The organism is Chondromyces crocatus (assembly GCF_001189295.1).
Taxonomy (GTDB): domain Bacteria; phylum Myxococcota_A; class Polyangia; order Polyangiales; family Polyangiaceae; genus Chondromyces; species Chondromyces crocatus.
Genome location: NZ_CP012159.1, coordinates 7,292,130 through 7,315,398, shown reverse-complemented (window position 1 = coordinate 7,315,398; position 23,269 = coordinate 7,292,130). Strand labels below are relative to the sequence as shown.

The 23,269-nt window shown below is 67.2% G+C and carries 12 protein-coding genes; 8 read left to right on the top strand and 4 right to left on the bottom strand.

The window, feature by feature from the left end; genetic code table 11:
• Positions 1–70: 70 nt before the first annotated feature.
• Entirely contained in the window at positions 71–1,357 is a 1,287-nt protein-coding gene (locus CMC5_RS26515) for an MFS transporter (RefSeq protein WP_156338877.1), read from the bottom strand.
• 92 nt (positions 1,358–1,449) lie between these two features.
• Between CMC5_RS26515 and CMC5_RS26510 the strand changes: the two genes are divergently transcribed.
• From CMC5_RS26510 to CMC5_RS26475, 8 genes are all read left to right on the top strand, one after another.
• The gene (locus tag CMC5_RS26510) at positions 1,450–2,985 is read left to right on the top strand and encodes a tryptophan 7-halogenase (protein WP_063796351.1); all 1,536 of its coding nucleotides are present in this window, start codon (positions 1,450–1,452) and stop codon (positions 2,983–2,985) included.
• Between the two features lie 19 nt (positions 2,986–3,004).
• A complete protein-coding gene (locus CMC5_RS26505) occupies positions 3,005–7,186 on the top strand; it encodes a non-ribosomal peptide synthetase (protein WP_050433032.1) in 4,182 nt (1,393 codons plus the stop codon).
• A 118-nt stretch (positions 7,187–7,304) separates the two neighbouring features.
• Entirely contained in the window at positions 7,305–8,996 is a 1,692-nt protein-coding gene (locus CMC5_RS26500) for a cyclic peptide export ABC transporter (RefSeq protein WP_050433031.1), read from the top strand.
• Positions 8,993–10,021 carry a TauD/TfdA family dioxygenase gene (locus CMC5_RS26495; RefSeq protein WP_050433030.1) on the top strand — a complete coding sequence of 343 codons (1,029 nt, stop codon included), beginning with the start codon at positions 8,993–8,995 and terminating at the stop codon, positions 10,019–10,021. The genes CMC5_RS26500 and CMC5_RS26495 overlap by 4 nt, the downstream gene beginning before the upstream one ends.
• A 137-nt stretch (positions 10,022–10,158) precedes the next feature.
• Positions 10,159–11,295: a pyridoxal phosphate-dependent aminotransferase gene (locus CMC5_RS26490; RefSeq protein WP_050433029.1), complete on the top strand. Its 1,137-nt coding sequence runs from the start codon at positions 10,159–10,161 to the stop codon at positions 11,293–11,295.
• Between the two features lie 13 nt (positions 11,296–11,308).
• Positions 11,309–12,343: a 2-ketoarginine methyltransferase gene (locus CMC5_RS26485; protein WP_218920070.1), complete on the top strand. Its 1,035-nt coding sequence runs from the start codon at positions 11,309–11,311 to the stop codon at positions 12,341–12,343.
• Between the two features lie 14 nt (positions 12,344–12,357).
• Entirely contained in the window at positions 12,358–13,257 is a 900-nt protein-coding gene (locus tag CMC5_RS26480) for an arginase family protein (RefSeq protein ID WP_050433027.1), read from the top strand.
• Entirely contained in the window at positions 13,254–19,949 is a 6,696-nt protein-coding gene (locus CMC5_RS26475; protein ID WP_050433026.1) for a non-ribosomal peptide synthetase, read from the top strand. The genes CMC5_RS26480 and CMC5_RS26475 overlap by 4 nt, the downstream gene beginning before the upstream one ends.
• 71 nt (positions 19,950–20,020) lie before the next feature.
• Here the strand turns inward: CMC5_RS26475 and CMC5_RS26470 are convergent, their stop codons facing one another.
• Genes CMC5_RS26470 through CMC5_RS26460 form a run of 3 tightly spaced genes read right to left on the bottom strand, consistent with a single transcriptional unit; the run spans position 20,021 to position 22,783 of the window.
• Positions 20,021–21,364, bottom strand: a complete 1,344-nt coding sequence (locus CMC5_RS26470) for an erythromycin esterase family protein (protein ID WP_050433025.1) — start codon at positions 21,362–21,364, stop codon at positions 20,021–20,023.
• Positions 21,365–21,389: 25 nt separating this feature from the next.
• Positions 21,390–22,091 (bottom strand): dienelactone hydrolase family protein, encoded by a 702-nt coding sequence (locus CMC5_RS26465; RefSeq protein WP_050433024.1) that lies wholly within the window; start codon positions 22,089–22,091, stop codon positions 21,390–21,392.
• Positions 22,091–22,783: a phosphoribosyltransferase gene (locus tag CMC5_RS26460; RefSeq protein ID WP_245677769.1), complete on the bottom strand. Its 693-nt coding sequence runs from the start codon at positions 22,781–22,783 to the stop codon at positions 22,091–22,093. Before CMC5_RS26460 ends, CMC5_RS26465 begins: the two co-directional genes overlap by 1 nt.
• Positions 22,784–23,269 lie beyond the last annotated feature (486 nt).

The following is a 23,269-nucleotide window of genomic DNA, read 5'->3' as shown; positions in this document are numbered from 1 at the left end:
GGCGGAGGCCTGTGGGGCTGGGCTCCCGGATGCGCTGATCCGTCCGATCGTGCGAGATCGGCCCGGCCACTCAGGAATCTGCCGGGGTCAGCGCGCTGCTGCCACGAGACAGCGCCGTATCCGCGTCAGAGGTGGCTGTCTCGGGATCGGGCTGGAAGTCCTGAGGGGCGACGAGGTACTTCGCCGCGACGAGGGTGCCGAGCGTCAGCAAGGGGGCGGTGACGAAGGCGGCGGTCATGCCGAGCTGCTCGGCGATGACGCCGCCGAGGCCCAGGCCGAGGAAGCCGGAGATCTGCACCAGGGTGAACTGCACGGTGTAGTCGGAGCTGGCGACGTGGCCGCGGCTGCGGTCCATGATCATGGCGTAGAGGAGTGGAGCGCGGGCCACGACGCCGAAGTAGGGGAGGGCGAGGCCGGCGTAGAGGAGCGCACGGCCAGGGGCCATGCGGGTGAGAAGCGTGGATGCGAGGCAAGCGCTGCAGAGCAGGGTGAGGGCGTAGAAGGCGCGCTCGCGTCCGAGGTGCTTGATGAGGACGCCGCCGAAGGCGCCTCCAGCGGCGCCAGCGAGGCTGGTGATGACGCCCATGACCAGGCCGATCTCCGAGAGGGCGTAGCCACGGTCCACGAGGAGGCTGGGCAGGCAGATGTCGATGGTGGAGGGGCCGATGGCCATCAGGCCGAGGAAGAGAAGCCAGCGGCCGAGGCGAGGGCGCTTGAAGAAGGCGAAGATCTCTCGGGCCGTGACGTGCTGGGCGCTGGCGAGCGGAGGCTCCTGGTAGAGCAGCACGGCCGGGAGAGGCAGCAGGATGGCGCCGGCCATCAAGAGGAGCGCGAGCTTCCAGCTGGTCTGCTCGACGAGCATCACGAGGGCGCCGCCGCCGACGAGGCTTCCGAGCATCATGCCCGCCGTCTGGACGCCGTTGCCGCTGCCTCGCTCGTCGGGGGCGAGCAGGTTCACGGCAAGGGCGTGCGAAGCCGTGTCCGCAGTCGCGGAGAGGATCGAGAGCCACAGCAGCGCCGGGATGCCGAAGGTGAGCTTGGTGGTGAGCCACGCCTCGACGTCGGTGAAGGCGCCGAGGGCGAGCGAGACGACCAGGAGGCCGTGCAGGCAAAGCAGCCAGAGGCGGTAGCGGCCGAAGCGCGAGCTGGCACCGATACGGTCGACGAAGGGCGCCCAGAAGACCTTCAGCGCGCGCGGGAGCAGGACCAGGGAGATGAGGCCGATGGCCTGGAGGGACGCGCCACTCCGCCGCAAGAACAGCGGCAGCGCCTGGGAGATGAGCGCGATGGGCATCATCTCGGTCATGGCGAGGCCGAAGAGCAGTGCGAAGCGAAACCGGCGCGAGCTGGTCGTCACCGACCTGTCGTAAACGGCAGGCGTCACAGGGTTCAAGGACTACCGGCGGGTGTCGGTAGGTATCCGAGAAGGAAGCGGGAGAGCGGGAAATCATGAGCGGCGGTTCAATGGATGAGGCCTTCGATGTCATCGTTCTGGGCGGTGGACCTGCTGGGTCGACCGTGGCGTCGTTCGTCGCCATGGCAGGGCATCGCGTCCTGCTCCTGGAGAAGGAGCGGTTCCCGCGGCACCAGATCGGCGAGTCGCTCTTGCCGGCGACGATCCACGGCATCTGCTCACTGCTTGGTGTGAAGGAGGAGATCGAGCGCTCCGGCTTCCCGCGGAAGAACGGCGGGACGTTCCGCTGGGGCAAGAGCGCCGACCCGTGGACGTTTCGGTTCACCAAGCAGGCCAATGACCCCTACGGTCACGCGTACCAGGTCGAGCGCGCGAAGTTCGACGACATCCTGCTCCGCAACGCGCGGCGCAAAGGGGTCGACGTGCGCGAGGGGCACGAGACCCTGGGGATGCTGTACGAGGGCGAGCGCGTGGTCGGTGTGCGGTTCCGTGACGCAGAAGGCAAGGAGCGCACGGCGAGCGCGCGCTACGTCGCAGACACGTCGGGTCACAAGAGCCATGTGGCGCCGACCGTGGGTCAGCGAGTGTTCTCGAAGTTCTTCCAGAACGTCGCGCTCTACGGGTACTACGAGCATGGCAAGCGGCTGCCCGCGCCGAACTCGGGAAACATCCTCTGTGCTGCCTTCCCGAGCGGGTGGTTCTGGTACATCCCCCTCTCCGACACGCTGACGAGCGTCGGGGCCGTGGTCGCGAAGGATGCCGCGGGGCGCATCCGCGAGAGCGCGGACGAGGCCATGCGCTCCTACATCGACGAGTGCCCGATCATCCGTGACTACCTGTCGACCGCGACTCGGGTCACAGAGGGGATCTACGGCGAGTACCGGATCCGCAAGGACTACTCGTACTGCAACACGCGCTTCTGGGCGCCGGGGGTCGTCCTCGTCGGCGACGCGGCCTGCTTCATCGACCCGGTGTTCTCCTCGGGCGTCCACCTGGCCACGTACTCGGCGATGCTCGCCGCGCGCTCCATCAACACCAGCTTGCTCGACGACGAGCTGATGACCGAGGAGGAGTGCTTCGAGGAATACGAGTTCCGGTACCGCCGCGAGTTCGGCAAGTTTTACCAGTTCCTCATCGCCTTCTACGACATGAACCAGGATGAGTCGTCGTACTTCTGGTCGGCCCGCAAGATCCTGAACACCGAGGAGCGGGACAACGACGCCTTCGTCCGTCTCGTGGCGGGGATCAGCGAGGCCGACGAGCCGCTGTTCGAAGGGGGGGCCGACAGGTTCTTCGCCGACCGGCAAGGCTTCGGTGCGTACTTTGCGGATGTCGTCGCCGGCCCAGGGGCAGAGGAGAAGGCTTCTGCCGCTCCGCGGCCCGCTGCGGCGCACCGACCGGATCCGGTGAAATTCGACGCCGACAAGTTCATGCAGGGCTTCACGAGCGAAGTCGCTCAGCTCCAGCTCCTGGCGCTGATGGGGGAGCGGCGGCCCAAGGAGCGACCCCTCGTGCCGAACGGCCTGGTGGCCTCGGGCGATGGCCTCCACTGGGCCGTGGCACCCGAGTGACGAGGAGAGGGCACCGTCGATGAGTACGCTCCGGGAGTTTCTATCCGACCTCGATCAACGAGGCGTCAGGCTGTGGGAGGAAGGCGACCAGCTTCGCTGCAAAGCGCCGCGGGGTGTCCTGACGCCGGAGCTGGCGAAGGCGCTGGCGGAACGCAAGCCAGAGATCCTGGCGTTCCTGCGTGCCGCAGGCGGTCGGGAAGGAAGCTCTCCGGGCGCGACGGTAGCGATGCGACGGATCATGGCGCGCGACAGGATGCCGCTGTCGTTCGAGCAGCAGCGCTTCTGGTTTCTGGATCGGCTCGGCAGCGGTGCCGCGTACAACATGCCCGGGCGGCTGAAGCTCGAGGGCCCGCTGGACACGGGCGCACTGGAGCGGGCGATCCAGGAGATCGTCGTCCGGCACGAGTCGCTGCGCACGACCTTCCAGATGACGGAAGGGGAGCTGCACCAGGTGATCCACACGGGGGTGCGCGCGCCCTTTTCCGTGGTGGATCTCCAGGCGCTTCCGGCTTCCGAGCAGGGCGAGGAAGCATCGCGCCGGATGCGTGAGGAGGCGCATCGCCCCTTCGATCTGAGCCGCGATGTGATGCTCCGGGTCGTGTTGCTGCGGCTCGCCGCGGAGGAGCACATGCTGCTCTTCACGGTGCATCACATCGTCTCCGATGCGTGGTCGATGACGATTCTCACCCGAGAGCTGTCCGCGATCTACACCGCCTTCGTGGCAGGCGAGCCGTCGCCCTTGCCGCCGCTGCCGCTGCAGTACGGGGATTTCGCCGCATGGCAGCGGGGGCTCGACGTGGGCCGCGCGCTCGACTTCTGGAAGCGCGCACTCCAGAAGCCGCTGCCGCTCCTGGAGCTGCCGTTCGACGCTCAGCCGCCCACGGCGCAAGATCATCGCGGGGGGCAGGTCACGGGCCGTGTGGCGCGTGAGGTGACCGACGCACTCCGAGCGCTCGCGCGCGAGGAGGGCTGCACCCCGTTCATGGTGACGCTCGCGGCGTTCAAGCTCCTCCTTCACCGGCTGACTGGCCAGGAAGATCTGATCCTCGGAACGCCGAGCATCGGACGCAACCAGCCCGAGACCGAGGGGATGATCGGACTCTTTCTGAACGTCCTCGCGTTGCGCACCGACCTGTCGGGGAATCCCACGTTCCGGGAGCTGCTCCGGCGCGTGCGCAAGGGGACGCTGGATGCTTTCGCGCATCAGGAGGCGCCCTTCGAGAAGGTGGTCGAGGCCATCCAGCCCGATCGGCGGCCAGGGCGCGATCCCGTCTTCGAGGTGATGCTCAACTACGTGAACACGCCGGCCGCCGCGGTGGCGTCTTCCCAGCTCAGGATCTCGGCGCCCGTGAACACCGAGCCGGATGCCCTGCGCGCTCTGACGCTCTATGTCTCCGAGGCCGAGGACGCGCTGGACCTGGAGCTGGTCTACCAGCGCGCGCTGTTCGGTGCGGGCCGCATGGAGGCCTTGCTCGACGCGTTCGTGGGCTTGTTCGCGCAGGTGGTGGCTTCACCCGACCAGGTGCTGGGTGCGTACTCGCTGGTGACCGAGGCGTCGCGCAGGCTTCTCCCGGACCTGCGCACGGTGCTGGATGTCCCGTCTCATGCGCCGATCACGGAGCGTCTCCGGGAATGGGCCGAGAGGACGCCCGAGCACACGGCCGTCGAGTGGGCCGGGCGAGGGTACTCCTATGCCGAGCTGTGGCGCTCCGTGGAGGGGATCGCGCGCGGCCTGCTCGCCCAGGGGCTGCGAAAAGGGGACGTGGTCGCCGTGCACGGTTCCCGCAGCTTCGGGACCGTGGCGAGCCTGTTCGGCGTCCTTCTGTGCGGCGGCGTCCTGCTCCCGCTGGCCGACAACCTGCCGCGGTTGCGCCGCGAGGCGATGCTGCGGGTCGGCGAAGCGAAGTTCGTGCTGGAGGTGGTGGACGCCGACGGAGAGGCCGGAGGAGAGCGTGCACCCGCGGAGGGGCGGCGAGTCTTCGAGGTGGATGCGCAGAGCGGGCGGCTCGAGGTCGCGCTCGCCGAGGCACACTCCTTCCCCGAACTCCGCGAGGAGGATCCGGCCTACATCATGTTCACCTCGGGCACGACTGGCGAACCCAAAGGCATCCTGGGGGTCCACCGGGGGCTCGCTCATTTCCTCGCCTGGCAGCGGACGACATTCGAGATCGGCCCTTCGGAGCGGTGCGCGAACTACGCCGGGCTCTCGTTCGATCTCACCCTGCGTGACGTCTTCCTCGCGCCGACGAGCGGCGCGACGCTCTGTCTGCCGCCGCGGGGGCTAGAGCTGGAGGGGGCGGGCTTCCTGGCGTGGCTCGCCCGTGAGCGCATCACCCTGGCGCACCCGGTGCCCTCGCTGGCCCTCGCGTGGCTACAGCACGCGCCGGAGGGCTACACCTGTCCGTCACTGCGCTGGACGCTGTTCCTGGGCGAGCCGCTGACCGACACGCTGGTGACGGCGTGGCGCAAGGTCTTTCCCGCCACGGTGGTGGCCAATTTCTACGGCCCCTCCGAGACGACCATGGCGAAGTGCTTCTACGTGGTGCCCGAGCCGCCGAACCACGGCATTCAGCCCATCGGCTCGCCCCTGCCGCAGACGCAAGCGTTCGTGCTGCGCCCCGACGGGAAGCTGTGCGGCATCGGTGAACCAGGGGAGATCGTTCTCCGCACGCCCTTCCGCACGCTCGGCTATGTGAACCCCGGTCCAGACGATCGCCGCTTCGTCCCCAACCCCGAGCGCGAGGACCCGCGGGATCTGCTGTACCGCACAGGGGATCGTGCGCGTTACCGCCCTGACGGGACCATCGACATCCTGGGGCGCGTCGACAACGAGGTCAAAATCAACGGCGTCCGCGTCCAGCCCGAGGAGATCAAGGCGCTGCTGGATCGGCACCCCCACGTGCGTGGGAGCGTGGTCGTGGTCTCCGCCCGGCAAGGAGAAAAGCGGCTCGTCGCTTACGTGGTCCTCCACCAGGGCGCGTCGCTCGACACGAAAGAGCTACGCCACTACCTGGCGCAGCGACTCCCGGCAGCGCTGGTGCCGTCCGCCTTCGTCAGCCTGGACGCGATCCCGGTGACGCCGAACGGGAAGGTCGATGTCCGCGTGTTGCCGGCTCCGGTGTCCGAAACCGTCGAGGGGTTCTCCGTGCCGCGGAACGAGATCGAGCGGCGGATGGTGCAGCTCTGGCAGGAGCTGCTGGATCGGCACGCGGTGGGGATTCACGACAATTTCTTCGAAATCGGGGGGCACTCGCTCGTCGCCGTGCACCTGATGGCGCGGATTCACCAGGTGTTCGGCCAGCATCTACCCCTGTCGGCGCTCTTCGCCCACCCGACGATCGAGACGCTGGCTTCGAGCCTGGAGGTCGAGGGAGCCCAGGAGCAAGCGTCGCCGCTGGTCCCGATCCAGCCGAAGGGGGCCCGCGCGCCCTTCTTCTGTGCGCCGGGCCTCGGCGGAAACGTTCTGTACCTGCATCACCTGGCGCGGGCTCTGGGACCGGACCAGCCATTCTACGGGCTGCAGGCGGTCGGCATGGATGGGCGCGCCACGCCTCATACGACGGTCGAGGCGATGGCAGCCGCGTACATCCAGAGGGTGAAGCAGGTGCAGCCCGAGGGGCCTTATCACCTGGGGGGCCACTCGTTCGGTGGGCAGGTGGCCTTCGAGATGGCGCAACAGCTTCGTCGGGCAGGAGACGACGTGGGGCTCCTGGCGATCTTCGATTCCGGTCCTCCTTGCGCCACGGACGAGGAGAAGCCGACGACGGACCAGGCGGGAGCGCTGAGTGAGATGGCGGCGATTCTGGGCTTCATGGCCGGGCGAGAGATGCGTCTGGACCCGGAGGCCTTGCGACCCCTCTCTGCAGAGGAGCGCCTGGTTCGCTTCAAGCAGATGATGGAGGCAGCCAAGCTGCTGCCTGCGAACACGGACCTGCAGCAAGTGCGAGGCTGGCTCTCGGTGTTCGAGAGCAACTACCGGATGACGTACGCACCGTCCGACGTCCGCGCGGTTCGCACGGTCTACTTTTGCGCGCGAGAGCAGGCGCCGGAGGTGCGCGAACAGCGACTGGCGGGGTGGAAGCGGCACACCTCGATGGAGGTGGTGGACCTGGATGGATCCCATCAGTCGATCCTGTCCGAGCCTCGGGTCCGGACCCTGGCGGAGCGCTTGACGGACCTTCTCCAGAGGAGGCCAGGATGAGCGGAGAGGCCGGCATGAAGTCCCCGGAAGGGGCCTGTTCGTTCGTTCGTCGTGGCACCTCGGGGCGCTCAGCATCTCCGACGAGTTCGTGGCGTGCGATGGCTGCGGGGGGACGGGAATGACGATCCTGGAACTGCTGCGCAAGGAGGCCGCGGATGGGAGGCGCCGCATCCTGGTGTCCGCGGGCCTGGCAGGCGGCGCGAACGCGCTCGTGCTGGGGTTCGCGAACCTCGCCGCCGAGAACCCTGGCGACTCGGCGGTGCGCTCGTTCGTGATGTTCGTGCTGGCCGTCGCAATCTACGGCTACGGCGCCCGGTACACGTACAACCGGCTGGCGGAGATCGTCCAGAACGCGCTGCTCAGGATCAAGATCCGGATCGTGGATCGGGTCGAGCGCGCCGAACTCGAACAGCTGGAGCGCATCGGCGTCGGGGAGATCAACGACCGGATCACCGAGAACATGACGATCATCTCCGACTCCTCCGGGTTGCTCGCCAACCTGCTGCAGTCGGTGTGCATCCTGCTCTTCGCGACGCTCTACCTCGTCTCGCTCTCGGCGCCGGCGTTCGTGATGATGGTCTTCGTCCTGGGGACGGGGATGACGGTGTACATGTCGATGCACCGTGAGGTGCGCGAGCACCTCATGCGTGCGGCCCAGAAGCGGCTCGTCTTCTTCGAGACGCTCATGGATCTGCTGGGGGGCTTCAAGGAGGTCAAATTCAGCCGGCGCCGCGGGAGCGACCTGCGGAAGGAGATCGTCGAGACCGGCGAGGCGCTGCGCGACTCCACGCTGAAGGCCGCCTATATGTTCAACGATCACTGGATCTTCGCGAACATCCTGCTCTTCGCGCTGATCGGGGCGCTCGTCTTCGTGCTCCCCGCGCACGCCGAGGTCGACGCCTCGACCGTGAAGAGCCTGGTGGCTGCCGGGATGTTCATCTGGGGGCCCGTGGGGGGCGTGGTCGGCGGGTTCCCCGCCTACGTTCGCTGCAACGTCGCGCTCGGGCAGATCGAGACCCTCGAAGCGAAGCTCGCGTCGGCCATCCAGGATACGGCCCCTGGTCAGGAGCCCGTGGATCCGTGGAAGGGGGCCATTCAGGCCATCCAGGCGGAAGACATCGAGTACGAGTACCCGACCGAAAAGGGAAACGGGAACGGGGGATCGTTCCGGATCGGCCCGATGAGCCTGAGCGTCTCCGCTGGGGAGGTGCTGTTCATCGTCGGCGGCAACGGGAGCGGGAAGTCGACGTTCCTGAAGGTGCTGACCGGCCTGTATCCACCGACGAGGGGGCGCTTGTCCGCGGATGGCATTCCCGTCCGCGGAAAGAACGTGGCGGTGTACCGCGAGCAGATCTCGGCGATCTTCTCGGACTTCCACCTGTTCGCGAAGCTCTACGGACTCCTCGGCACCGACGAGGCCGAGGTGCAGCCCTTGCTCGTGCAGATGCAGCTGGAGGACAAGACCGCGTTCAAGGCAGACCGGTTCACCCGTCGCAACCTGTCCACGGGCCAGAAGAAGCGCCTGGCGATGATCGTGGCGCTCCTCGAGGACCGGCCGATCTATGTCTTCGACGAGTGGCCTGCCGACCAGGACCCCGAGTTCCGCAAGTACTTCTACGAGGAGCTGCTGCCGGAACTTCAGAAGAAGGGGAAGACGGTGATCGCCGTGAGCCACGACGACCGCTACTTCCACTGCGCCGATCGGGTCGTGAAGCTCGCTGACGGGAAGATCCTGTCGATCGAGGCGGGCGCCGCGCTGAAGGGGCGCACGAAGGTGGGGGGAGACGCTGACGAGGGGGCGTCGTCATGAGCCGTGGTCCGGGAAGCTTCGAAGCAACGGGGGTCGTGGGGTCCTTCCGGGAGGCATCCGGCGGGCTTCCACTCGTGCTGACGCCGAAGGCGCTGGCGGTGCCGCTGGTCTCCTGGATCGAGGTGCATCGCGCGCTGCTCGATGAGGCGCTCGTCCAGCACGGCGCGCTTTTGTTCCGGGGTTTCTTCGGTGGGGAAGCCGCAGGGGCCGAGGTGTTCGAGCGGGCGGCGGAGGCCCTCTGTGGCACGCTGCTGACCAGCAACCCGGAGCACGTGACCGTGAGCGGGCGCGTTCAGACGCCAGTCGCCTACTCGGCGAAACAGAAGCTGCTCTGGCACAACGAGAACTCGTTCAACCGCGTCTGGCCGCGCAAGCTCGTGTTCGGCTGCGAGATCCCGGCGGATTCGGGGGGCGAGACGCCTCTGGTCGACAGCCGGCGCATGTTCCGGGAGCTCGATCCTGGACTCCGCGATGTGTGGTTGCGGAAGGGGGTGATGTACATCCGCAACTTCGGCGAGGCGCTCGGCCTGCCCTGGCAGCAGGTCTTCGGCACGGCGGATCGTGCCGAGGTGGAGCACATCTGCGCAGCGGAGCAGGTGGAGTACGAGTGGAGGGCAGGGGGTCAGCTCAGGACGCGCGCCGTGCGCCCGGCGGCCATTCCACACCCGACGACGGGCGAGTGGTCCTGGTTCAACCAGATGCAGCACTGGCACGTGGCCGCACTGGCCGAGGGGACCCGCGCGTCGCTGGGGAGCTTGATGGCCGAGGAGGATTTCCCGCGGGGATGCACGTTCGGCGATGGCTCGCCGATCCCCGAGGAACACGTGCAGCAGGTGCTCGACCTCTATGGCGTGCTGGAGGTCGTCTTCCCGTGGCGCAAAGGCGACATTCTGCTCCTGGACAACGTGCTGGTGGCACATGCGCGAAACCCATTCGCCGGCGCCCGGCGCCTCCTCGTGGGACTGGGAGAGCCGACTTCGTATGCCAGCGAGGCTGTGGAGGACATGGATGTCGGTGTTCTTTAGGCGAATGCGCAGCGATTGCGGGCGAACCCGGAGTCGACGCGAGGAATCATCGAAGGGCTAGGTTCACGCACAGGAGCGATTCTGCGCGAATCGCTCACCGAGCGCGCTCGGACGACGAGCGGCAGGAGCAACGGAGCATGCGACGTCATCACAAACCCTACCCTGCGCTGACCATGGATCGGATCATGATCGAGCTGGGCGCTCATGGAGGCGGCGCGCTCGAGCCCATCAATTTTTGCCAGGCCAGCTCGTCCTTCAATCCCTTCGAGCATGTGGATGTCGCGATGACGCGAGAAGACCTGGCCAGGGTCGCACCCTATGCGGGTCTGAACGGGAGCCCGGGATTGCGGAGAGCCATCTGCAAGGTCTACCGGGAGGAGTACGGGTACGACCTCCAGCCCGAGCGGGTCTGCATCACCGCAGGGGCGACCGAGGCATTGCTGCTGGCATTCGCCATGCTGACCGAGCCTGGAGGAGAGGTGATCCTCGCGGCGTCTCACTTCCCTCCCTTCCGCTGCCTCGCGCACATGTTCGGTGTCCAGTGCAGGTTTGCTCCCCTGAACGAGCGCAACTGCCTGGACGTGGAGCAGCTCGCGCGACAGATCACGCCGAGGACGCAGGCCATCATCGTCAATTCGCCGAGCAACCCGCACGGGGCCGTGCTGGAAGCTGCCGAACTCGAGGCGATTGCATCGCTGGACGTGCCTGTGATCTTCGATGAGGTCTATCAGTCGCTGGCGCTCTCCGACGAGCAGATCCCGAGCGCCGTCGCGTTCTCCGACAGGCACATGATCGTCAACAGCTTCTCGAAGTCGCTCTCGCTTGCGGGCTTCCGCGTGGGCTATCTGATCGTCCCCGAGACGTACATGGGCCTCGTGGCCGACGTGAAGGCGACGACGAGCTTCAGCAGCAGCTGGGCCGGGCAAGAGATCTGCGAGGCGTTGCTGGAGCATCGGGGCGAGCTGCTGTCGAAGCACAGGGCGCTCCTGAGGGAGCGGTGGCAATGCTTCACCCAGGTCGCCGAATCTCTGGGGCTATCGCTCTGCCCCGCGCCGCGTGCGAGCCTTTACGGGCTGATCGACATCTCCTCGTACGAGCGGGACTCGGGCCGCGTGGCGATCGATCTGGCACGCAATCTGGCTGTCGGCGTCGCCCCCGGGAGTGATTTCCAGACGCCCGACCCCCGGTTTCTGCGGGTCAACTATGCCGCACCCCAGGCGCACATCGAGCCGGGATTGCGAAGAATTGCCTCCTATTTGCAACGTTATCACTGAGGACAAGATGAGCTTGACGGAGTCATTCGAGGCCAGACTGATCGAGGGGATCCAGCCGCTGAGGCAGTACGTTCTCTCGATCAACATCTACCACCTCTTCGAGACGGGTCTGTTCGACCTGTTGCTGGCGGAGGGCGGCCTCGCCATCGAGGCGATCGCAGAGCGCAAGGCCATGGAGCCAGACCGACTCCGCGTGTTCCTCGGCTACCTGCGGAACGAAGGGTATCTGTCGGAGGTCGACGGGAAGTTCAGCCTCGCTGACAAGGCGCGCAAGATCGAGGAGTTCAGGCCCTGGTACACGATGTTCGTGGGGGGCTATGACGAGACGTACATGCAGATCGGCGAGAAGCTGTCGCGTGGCTCTGGCTGGGCGTCGAGGAACCTGGCGCAGGTCGGGAACGGTAGCTGCGGGATCAGCCGTCACGACGCCATCCCGCTGACGCGCAAGCTGATGGCGAAGGTCCCTGGGCGATGCACGCGGCTCCTCGACATGGGCTGCGGGAATGGGCGGTACCTGGTCGAGTTCTGCGAGGCGCTGCCCGAGATCCAGCAAGCGTGGGGGGTGGAGCCGAGCGCGGAGAGCTGCCGGGAGGCGGAGCAGATGATCGCCCGCCATGGGCTCCAGGATCGCGTCCACATCGTCAACGCTTCGGCAGGCGCCTTCCTGCACGCGCCGTCGAGCTTCGAGCCTGACTTCGTGGTGCTCGGCTTCGTCCTCCACGAGATCCTGGGGCAGGAAGGGCCAGCCGGCGTGCGGGCATTCCTCACCCAGATGGTGGAGCGTTTCCCCCATCTTCACCTCATCATCATCGAGGTCGACCAGCAGCTCGACTCTCCCCAGCTCATGCAGCATGGGCTCGGTCTTGCCTACTACAACCCCTACTACCTCGCGCATCCCTTCACGCAGCAGCGGCTGGAGACGCCGTCCTTCTGGGAAGGGGTTTTTGCCGAGTGCGACCTCGAGGTGGTGGCAAAGGAGTTCACCGATCCAGAGGTCGACTCGACCGGTATGGAGGTCGGTTACCTGCTCCGCAAGCGCGGGTCTTGAGGGGAGAGCGGTCGATGCAGCAGCTCGGTCAGTACCGCGCCCTGTCCAATGCCCCGGTCGAGGACCATGGCATCCGGGTAGGGCTCATGGGCGTCCCGTTCGACAATGGGGTCAGCTATCAAGGCGGACCGCGGCTCGCGCCGCAGCGGATCCGTAGCCTGATGCCACGGCTCGCCCGGATCTCGGAGGAGGGCGTGCCCCTGGTGCTGCCCATCTTCGACTATGGCGATGTCGGCCCCGATCTCGACTGGGCGCGCTACTTCTCCACCGTCGAGGAGAGGGCGCTCACGGTGCTGAACGAGAATCAGCTCGCCCTCTTCCTGGGAGGCGATCACAGCGTGGGGATTCCGCTGTTCAAGGCATTCGCGCGACGATTCCCCGGGCCGGTCGGGTACATCCAGTTCGACGCGCACCCCGACCTGGCCGACGAATACGACGGCCACCCCTGGAGCCACGCATGCACGGCCAGGCGAAACCTGGAGCAGGCGGGTCTCGATCACCGCCACCTGGCCTTCGTGGGGTTGCGCTCGCACATGGTCGACGAGCTGCAGTACTACGCGGAGCACCCCGAGATCGGGTGGCATACGGCGCGCGAGGTGTACCGGCGTGGGATCGAGGCGGTCGCACGGGATGTTGCCGCCCAGCTCGCAGGCGTCTCCGCGGTTTACCTCAGCATCGACGTGGATGGGATCGACCCGTCGTGCACTCCAGGGACGGGCACGCCAGTGCACGGTGGCCCCTCGATGCGCGAATGCATGGAGTTCATGCGCATCATCTACGCCGAGCTTCCCGTGAGGGCGATGGATATCGTCGAGGTCAGCCCGCCTCTCGACATCTCCGATGTGACCTCCATGGCGGCGGTGAAGCTGCTGTACGAAGGCTGTGGCTTCTTTCAGGAAAAATCGCTGCGATGACGACGCTCGCCGGTCTGCTCGATCGATTGAATGGGCTCGGGGTCAAGCTCTGGGAGGAGGGGGGAAAGCTCGCCTACAGCGCCCCCAAAGGCGTCCTGACGCCAGAGCTCCTGAAAGACCTGCGGGAGCACAAAGAAGCGGTGCTCGCTGGGCTGCGGCAGCAAAGGCCGACGGCTGGGCTCCCGCCTCTCTCGCGGAGACCGGAAAGCGCCAGCGAGCTGCTACCGCTTTCGTTCGCCCAGCAGTCGTTGTGGTTCATCGAGCAGCTCGGCTCCGGGGCGGTGTACAACCTGCCTGCAGCCTGGCGGATCGTGGGGCCGCTGAACCTCGCCGCACTCGAGCAGGCGTTTTCCGAGATCGTCGAGCGTCACGAGTCCCTCCGGACCGTCTTCTCGTCCGAAGAAGGACAGGCATCACAGCGCATCGTTCCCGCGCGGCCCGTCACCATCCCTGTACATGATCTGCGTGAGGCACCTCAGGCGACCCAGGGGGAAGTGCTGCGCCGTATGGCGACCGAGGAGGCGACGCGGCACTTCGATCTGGAGCGGGACCAGACGGTGCGTGCCGCGCTGGTTCGACTCGCAGAGCGCGAGCATGTTCTCTTCGTGACGCTGCATCACATCGCCGCCGATGGCTGGTCGATTGGTCTCCTCTATGGCGAACTCTCGTCGCTTTATGCAGCCTTCGCGGGTCACCAGCCCTCAGGGCTACAGCGTCTGGAAATTCAGTACGCCGACTTCGCCCTCTGGCAGCGGGCAGTGCTCGGCGGGGAGCGTCTGACCCGACAGAAGGCATGGTGGAAGAAGCACCTGGAGGGCGCTCCTGCGCTCCTCGAACTGCCGACGGACCGTCCCCGTTCGGCCGTACAGGGGCATCGCGGGGGAAGCGTTTCGTTCCACGTCGACGCGGAGACCACGGCGTTGCTGCGCGCGATCAGCCGCCGTGCCGAAGGGACGCTGTTCATGTCCCTCCTCGCTTCGTTCTTCGTACTGCTGGCACGTCACAGCAGGCAGGAAGACATCGTCGTCGGAATCCCGATCGCTGGCCGCAAGCTCCCCGCACTGGAGCGAATGATCGGGATGTTCAACAACACGCTCCCCGTACGGGCGATGCTGGCGGGGAACCCGACGTTCATCGAGTTCTTCTCGCAGATTCGCTCCGCCTTGCAGCAGGCCTACGAGCACGAGGAGCTGCCGCTGGAGCAGATCATCTCGGCATCGAAGATCGAGCGCAGCCTGGCCTATTCGCCGCTTTATCAGGCGACGCTCGTCCTGCAGAACGGCCCTCCTCTCACCTTCTCCCTGGAGGGCACGCAGGTTCGCGCCGAGCGCTTCGAGATCGAGACGACACGATTCGACCTGGTCATGGACCTGCGCGAGCACGAGGGGGGTATCGAGGGTATCTGCACCTACAGCGCCGACCTGTTCGACGTCTCCACCATGGAGAGGCTGGTCGGCCATTTCCAGGTGTTGCTCTCGGGTATCGCGTCGGACCCGAGCCGGAGAATCGAAGAACTCCCTCTCCTGACGGAGGACGAGCGCCACCAGCTTCTCATTGCGTGGAACGACTCCGCCGCTCCGGTGGATCCCCGGTCCGTGGTGGAGCAGTTCGCGGTGCAGGCCAAGCGCACGCCGGAGGCACCTGCCGTGGTGCTCCTGGGGTCGATGGGCCCTGGAGGCGAGGAGATCCCTCCTGGGGCGCGCTCTCTGACGTATCGCGAGTTGGATGAGCGCTCCAACCAGCTGGCCTGGCATCTCCGTGACCTGGGTTTGGCTTCAGAGGGTATCGTCGGCCTCTACATGGAGCGCTCCCTGGAGCTGCTCGTCGCGCTTCTCGGGATCCTGAAGGCAGGAGGAGCATTTCTTCCCCTCGACGTCACGCATCCGCGCGAACGCATCGCATTCATGCTGGAGGATGCGAAGGCCTCCATTGTGCTGACGCAGGCATTCCTCCAGGATCGGTTGCCCGAGCAGAAAGCGGTGGTCTGCGCCGTCGACGCGGACTGGGCATCCATCGACAAGCTGTCGCGCAATCCGCCGGCCCCTCGCGGGGGCCCCGAGAGCCTGGCCTACGTCATCTACACCTCGGGTTCCACGGGGCGCCCCAAGGGCGTGATGATCGAGCACCGTGGCCTGTCCAGTTACCTGGACTTTGCGGTGCGCACCTACGGGGCAGGGGAAGGGAAGGGGGCCCTCGTTCACTCGTCGATAGGCTTCGACCTGACGATGACCAGCCTCTTCGCTCCGCTGCTGCAAGGAGCGTCGGTGTGCCTGCTGTCCCCTGGCAATGATGTGGAAGCCCTGGCAGCGGAAATTCGCCGAGGGGAACCGTATGGATTTCTCAAGCTGACGCCCGCGCATCTAGCGCTGCTCGGTGAGCTGCTCCCCCCCGAGATGATTGCGCGGGCGGCGAAGGTGCTGGTGCTCGGGGGTGAAGCTCTCCAGTGGGAGTCGCTCTCGGCGCTGCGGAGTGCCGGGACGGCGGTCCGGATCATCAATGAGTATGGCCCCACGGAAGCCGTCGTCGGGTGCTGCGTTCACGAGGTGGGCTCAGGGGAGCAGGGCATCGGGGCCGTGCCCATCGGGCGCCCTCTCCCGAACACGCGTCTCTACGTCCTGGATCGGCACCTGTCTCCCGTCCCTCAGGGGGTCCAGGGAGAGATCTACATCGGAGGCGATCAGGTGGCCCGTGGCTATCTGAACCGTCCCGAACTCGACACCGACCGTTTCCTTCCCGATCCATTCGCACCTTCCGGGAGCGGGCGCCGACTGTATCGGACGGGCGATCTTGCGCGTCTGCGTGCGGACGGCGAACTCGAATTCCTCGGTCGTGTCGACGACCAGATCAAGCTGCGTGGCTTCAGGATCGAGCTCGGCGAGATCGAGAGCTGGCTGTGCCAGCACCCGGCCGTGCGTGAGGCGGCCGTGGTATTTCAGACGGAGGGCCACCGACGGATCCTGGCCTATTTCACCCGGCGTGCGGAGGCTCCTGTGGTGGAGGAGCAAGCGCTGCGGAGCTTCCTGGCCGAGCGGCTCCCCGAGTACATGATTCCATCGGCCTTCGTCGGCCTGGAGCAGCTCCCGCTGACGGCGCACGGCAAGCTCGATCGTGCGGCGCTGCTCGCCCTCGGGGTGACCACGAGCCGCGTCACCGTGCGTGACTTGCCGACCTCGCCGGACGAGAAGCGGCTGGCGGCGATCTTCTGTGACGTGTTGAAGGTGCCGCAGGTCGGAGTTCACGACCGCTTTTTCAGCCTCGGTGGGGACTCCATCGCGAGCGTGCAGGTGGTGGCCAAGGCTGCCAAGGCCGGGGTCTCCCTGACGCTGCAGCAGATCTTCCAGCACCAGACGGTCTACGCGCTCGCGCGCTGCGCCGGAGCCCGCTCGGAGGAGCGGCAGGCCACGACACCGTTCAGTCTCCTGTCGGACAGGGACCGCCCTCGCATCCCCGAGGGGGTCGAAGATGCCCACCCTCCCGGCTCCGTGCAGCTCGCCATGCTGTTCTTCGGCGGGCTCGACGCGGAGACCCACGTCTACCACAGCGTGAGTAGCCACCATGTTCGCGCTCGGTTCGACGAAGCGGCGTGGCGGCAGTCCGTCGCCTCCGTGGTGGCGCGCCACCCGGTGCTACGGAGCGCTTTCGACCTGGCGAGCTACAGCGAGCCCCTGGCCCTCGTGTTCCGGCAGATCTCCCTGCCGCTGTTCTTCCACGATCTGCGCGCCCTGCCCGACGACGAGAAGCGTCGGGCCTTCCTGGACTGGCAGGAGGCGGAGCAGCGCAACCCCTTCGACGCCACCTGCCCACCGCTGTTCCGCGTCTACATTCACCGCACCTCCGAGGACACGGGATACCTGACGTTGTCGCTCCACCATGCTCTGCTGGACGGCTGGAGCCTGGCGGTCGTGCTGACGGAGATCATCGAGCGCTACAGCGTGCTCCTGCGGGGCGAAACGATCCCGGAGAGCCCGCTCTCCTCCACGTTCCGGGATTTCGTCGCCCTGGAGCGAGCGGCCCTCGCGGACGAGGCCTGTCGTCGGTTCTGGGATCAGCGCCTCGATGACCCGCCCCCGGCCCTCTTGCCGCGCTGGCCAGCCTCGCGGGTCGACAAGACCAGCCCGGGGTTCGTCGACGTGCCTCTCCCGAAGGCCCTGGCGGCCGGTGTCGCGAGCGTGGCCCACGCGGCGTCGGTTCCCCTCAAGAGCGTGCTGCTGGCGGCGCACGTCTTCGTGCTGAGCCGCCTCACCAATGAAGCCGAAGTGATCGCTGGCGTGAGCTCGCACGGGCGACCCGAGGTCGTCGACGCGGATCAGCTCGCGGGAAACTTCCTGAACGTGCTGCCCTTGCGGGTCGCTGTGATCCGTGGGACCTGGCTGGAGCTGTGCGAGGCCGTCTTCGCGGAAGAGCAACAGTCGCTCCCGTTTCGCCGCTATCCGCTCGCGGAGATGCAGAAGAAGGCTGGGCGGCCGCTCTTCGAGACGGCATTCAACTTCATTCATTTCCACGTCGCCCGACGGCTCGCCGGCATCGACGATCTCGATGTCATGGACCACGAAGGTCGAGCCTCCGGCGAGATGACCTTTCAGGCGAACTTCGCCCTGGATCCTGCCTCCGGACAGCTCAACCTCCAGCTCACCTACGACGCGAGCACCCTCGGTCACGAGCAGGTCGAGGCGATTGCAGGTTATTATCGGCGCACCCTCGACGCCCTCACGGCCCAGCCGGGAGGGCGTCACGAACAGTTCTCGCCCGTCGGTGAAGCGGAGCGGCAGCGCGTCCTCGTCGCGTGGAACCACCGCGCAGAGGAGTCTCCGCTGCGCTCCTGCGTACATCAGCAAATCGCGGCGCGCGCCGCGCTCACGCCCGATGTCGTGGCCGTCATGGGGGTGGATGACACGACCCCCGTGCTGACCTACCGCGCGCTGGAGGAGCGAGGCAACCAGCTCGCGAACCATCTCCGCTCCCTCTCCATCGGTCCTGGTAGCGTGGTCGGTCTCCACGTCGAGCGGTCGGTCGAGATGATTGTCGGGATCCTGGGGGTCCTCAAGGCCGGCGCAGCGTACTCGCCCCTCGACGTGACCCTGCCGCCGGCGCGCCTGGAGGTCCTGCTGGAGCAGACCCGCCCGGCGCTGGTGCTGCACAAGGGGACCGCGCCGGCCCTGGCGGGGGCATCGCGGTGCCTCTCGCTCGACCTCGAGTGGCCTGTCGTCTCTCAGTACCCTGTGGATGCGCCAGCGGTCGACGCGGCACCCACGGACCTGGCCTACATCATGTTCACCTCGGGCTCGACCGGAACACCGAAGGGCGTCCAGATGGAGCACCGCGCCTTCGCCGCCTTCGTCGAGGGGGCGTGTGCCACCTACGGCATCCAGGCCACGGATCGGGTCCTGCAGTTCGCTCCGCTGAGCTTCGATACCGCGATCGAGGAGATCTACCTGACCCTGGTGCAAGGAGGGACGCTGGTCCTGCGCGACGACCGCATCGTGAGCTCACCCGAGCAGTTCATCGCGGCCTGCCAGCGACTGAAGCTGACCGTGCTTCACCTGCCGACGGCCTACTGGCATCTGCTCGTCGCGGATCTCGTCCAGCACGAGCTTCATCTGCCTTCCTGCGTGCGGGTGGTCTTCATCGGAGGCGAAGAGGCGCTGACCCACCGCGTCCACGCCTGGTTCCAGCACGTCGGGGATTACCCCGCCCTCGTGAACACCTACGGCCCCATGGAGTGCTCGCCGGTCTCCACGATCTGCAAGCTGTGCGACTGGGACGAGCGGCGTGTCGCGGGGAGCCCTTTCCCCGTGGGGCGACCCCTCCCGACGGCGCTCGCCTATGTGCTCGATGCTCGGCTCCAGCCGACGCCCATCGGCACCCCCGGTGAGCTCTACCTCGGCGGCGCTCAGGTGAGCCGCGGCTACCTGAACCTCCCCGAGCTGACGGCGACGCGCTTCCTGGACGACCCCTTCGGAGCCGGGAGGGTCTATCGCACCGGAGATCTCGTCCGCTGGTTGCCGGGTGGGGATCTCGAATTCTGCGGACGCCGCGACTTCCAGGTGAAGATTCGCGGTTTCCGCATCGAGCCGGAGGAGATCGAGAGCACCCTGCTCGCCCATCCCGACGTGCGCGACGCGGCCGTCCTCGTCCGGGAGGAAAGGCCGGGCGACCGACGGCTCGTGGCCTACGCCGTCGTCCACGCCGCCCCCGCAGCTCCGGGAGCGTCGTCCCCTTCGGCCGCTGCGCTTCGCCAGTACCTTCAGCAAAAGCTGCCCGACTACTCGGTCCCTTCGGAGATCGTGCTGCTGGACGCGCTACCGCTGACGCCCGCGGGCAAGATCGATCGACGTGCGCTCCTGAGCCTCCGCGCGGTGCTCCCGGACGGAAGCGAGGAGCAACAGCGGGCCCACGTCGCTCCGCGGGACGCCGTGGAGCAGCAGCTCTTCGCCATGTTCGTCGAGGTGCTGGGTCAGTCACGGTTCGGGATCCACGACGACTTCTTCAGCCTCGGCGGCAACTCGCTGGTCGCGATGCAGCTCTCGTCCAGGATCCAGCGTGCCTTGGAGCTGGACATGCCTTTCCGCCCCATCCTGGAGCACCCTTCGATCGCGGAGCTGGCGGAGTACATCCAGGACCGGTTGCTCGGCCGACGCCTTCAGAGGGCGACGACCGAAAGCGACGAGGCGGAGGACGAGCTGGTGCTCTGACACGGCCGAGGCGTCTGCTCTCGCCGTGCCACCTCCTGGTGCTGCTGAGGAGGCCTCCCTCACGGTGGGCCTCACATGCCCGTCGGATAGGTCTCCGGGACCTCCGGTTCGTGGCGCTCCACCAGGTGTAGCGGCGCCAGCGCCCGGCTCTCCTCGATGAACAGCATCGCGTCGTAGCGCCGAGGTAGGACCGTCGGCACATAGTTGCCGTACTGCTCGTACTGAGGGTGGTAGACGACTCCGATCGCGCGGTGACCACGCGGCTCCAGCAGCTCGGGCGTCGCGGGGGCGTCGCCGAGCAGCAGGAGCCTGTCGTCCCCGCCCAGCCGGTGGAACACGTCCTCGTAGCTACCAGGGCGCCCCGGGGGGACGAGCATTCGCTTCATCGGCGCTCCCCATTCCTCCCCCGCGATCACCGTCCCGCGGTACGTGGAAAAGCCGACCAGCACGACGCCTTCGCCCTCGTGGCGCTGCCGCAGGATCTGCCCCACGTTGACCTCGCCTTGGTCCGCCATGTCGGTGAAGCGGGCATCCCCGATGTGCGTGTTGTGCTCCCACACGATGGCCTTGGTCGTCGGACCGTGGAACCGCAGGAGACGTTCGAGGGTCTCGACCATGTGACCATCGCGGACGTTCCAGCTCGCCGAACCGCCCCGGACCATGGTCCTGTAGTAGAGTTCGGCGTTCTTCACCGTCAGCGCGTTCTGCTCGGCGTCGAAGTAGGCCTCGTCGTCGTGCCCGCGGTAGGCGGGCGCATGCTTGCGCAGCTCGACGAGCGCCTCGATGACCTCGTCTTCGCACGAGGTCGGCACGAGCACCGTTGCCCGAGCGTATTGCTGCTCATCTTCCGAGAACGGCGCGAAGCACTCGTAGGCGTGGCGGGCCCGGCGCCCCGCGCCCGGATCCACGCGGTCGAGGTACGCGATCACGGCCCTCATCGAATCCCACAAGCTGTAGACGTCGAGGCCGTAGAAGCCGACGCGCCGCTCGTCGGGCAGCCCGCCGTTGTGCTCGCGAAGCCACGCGATCAGGGCCTCCACCTCCCGGTTGGCCCACATCCAGGTCGGCCAGCGGTCGAACGCGTGGAGCACCTCGCGCGCGCTTCGGCCAGCCCCTGGGCGCCCCTTGACGTAGCGGTCGACGCGATGACAGTCCGGCCAGTCGCCCTCGACGGCGATCAGGTGGAACCCCTTCTCCCGGATGAGCCGCTGCGTGAGCCTGGTCCGCCAGGTGTAAAACTCGGAGGTGCCGTGCGATGCCTCGCCCAGCAGGACGAAGCGCGCGTCGCCGATCCGCGCCATGAGTGGGTCGAGGTCCCGGTCAGTCGACAGAGGGCGCGCCAGAGGCCGAAGCTGGTCCACGAGGCGCTCCACGTGTTCGAGCCCGCGTTCGGCGAAGCGGTCGTGACGGAGCATTCGAGCCATCGGTCTCCTCCAGTCCTCAGCGATGCGCCGAGGCGACGCGGTGGGTCTTCTGTGCAAGGAACCGGGTGAACCAGCTGGCTGCGAGCCGTGCCACCTGCTCGAGCGTCCCGGCCTCCTCGAACAGGTGGGAGGCGCCGGGCACGATCTCGAGCTGCGCGGGGGCCCGCATCCGGGCCATGGCGGCTCGATTCATGTCGATCACGGGGTGATCCTTGCTACCCACGATGAGGAGGGTCGGCGCCTGCACGCGCGGGAGCGCATGGGCGGCGAGGTCGGGCCGACCCCCCCGTGACACCACGGCCTGGACCTCCCGAGGGCGCTCGGCGGCAGCCGCCAGCGCAGCGCCGCCCCCCGTGCTGGCTCCGAAGTAGCCGATGGACAGGCCGCTCGTCTCGGCTGTGCGCACTAGCCAGTCGGTGGTCCCCATCAGCCGAGACGCGAGCAGCCCGATGTCGAAGCGCAGGTGCCCCGTCGCCTGGTCGAGCTCCTCCTCCTCGACCGTCAGCAGATCGAGCAGGAGCGTGGCGAGGTGGACCCGCTGCAGCGCTCTGGCGACGAACCGGTTGCGCGGACTGTGGCGGCCCGATCCGCTGCCATGCGCGAAGAGCACGATGCCCAGCGGATCCCGTGGGACCACGAGATCGCCTTCGAGGATGACGCCGGAGAGAGGCACCGACACGAGGTGCGCTTGGTTCAGGGCCTCCGTCTGGCGTGCCATCACGACACCCTCCCTCGCGGCTGTTTGGGATCCAGAGGAGCCGACTGCGGCCAGACGCCAGCGTGGGGATCCCCCTCGCGCTCCGCCTGTTCGCGCTCCGCCCCCTCCAGGAGACGAACCACCTCCTCGTCGGTCGTCTGCGTGAAATCCCGATACCAGAGCCCCACGGCACAGAAGTCGACCGGGATCATGCCGCACACGACCTCGTCGACCTCTCGACGGAGCTCCGAGGCCGTCTCTGCCGCGCAGACGGGAACGGCCAGCACGATGGATCTCGGTTTCTGCTGGCGCAGCGACCGGATGGCAGCCCGCATCGTCGCCCCGGTGGCCAGCCCGTCGTCGACGACGATCACGGTACGCTCATGCACGTCGAGCGGCGGACGGCTCCCTCGATACGCCTGTAGACGCCGGTCGATCTCGGAAAGCTCCGCGCGCGTGACCGCCTCGATGTACTCGCGCCTCACCCCCAGCATCGCGATCGCCTCGGCATTGACATAGGACGCGCCTCCCTGTGCGACTGCGCCGATGCCCAGCTCGGGATGACGCGGAGCACCCAGCTTCCGTGCGATCAACACATCCAGCGGGGCCCCGAGGGCCTTCGCGATCTCGTACGCGACAGGAACACCGCCGCGTGGGAGAGCGACGACCATCGGCCTCTCCGGCCGCAGCGCAGCCAGTCGCGTGGCGAGCATTCGTCCAGCGTCGACTCGGTCCTTGAAGCGCATGGCCGCCTCCCCTTGGTTTGCTTGTCCGCTTGTTCGCAGGCCTCTCGAATTCCCTCGAATGAAGGCTCTTGAAAGAACCGTGCCGCACGGGCGTCAGGGCGTCCGTGTCGCCCAGCACCCCGCATGCACCCCCTGTGGACGCAGGGCAGGACAGAGGCCGCTCTCCGGCCCAGGCGCGACCCCCTTCGGGGCTCCCCTTGTGCAGGCGCCTCGGGCCCCTCACGCGGACTCCTCGGCCCCGCGGGCGAGGGCTCGCGGAACGAGCTTGCGCCATCTGCTGCCCACCCCCAGTGCTTCAACAGCGCACAGCCCACGAGTCGTGCCTTGCGGACGAGCTGAATTCACGCAGTCCACGAGCAGAGGGCGGGATGAAGCCAGGCTGAGCCGCCTGCTGAGGGCCGCATCTCCCGACGACGATCTCGACGCCGCAGCGCGCTCCGTCATGCATCGGCC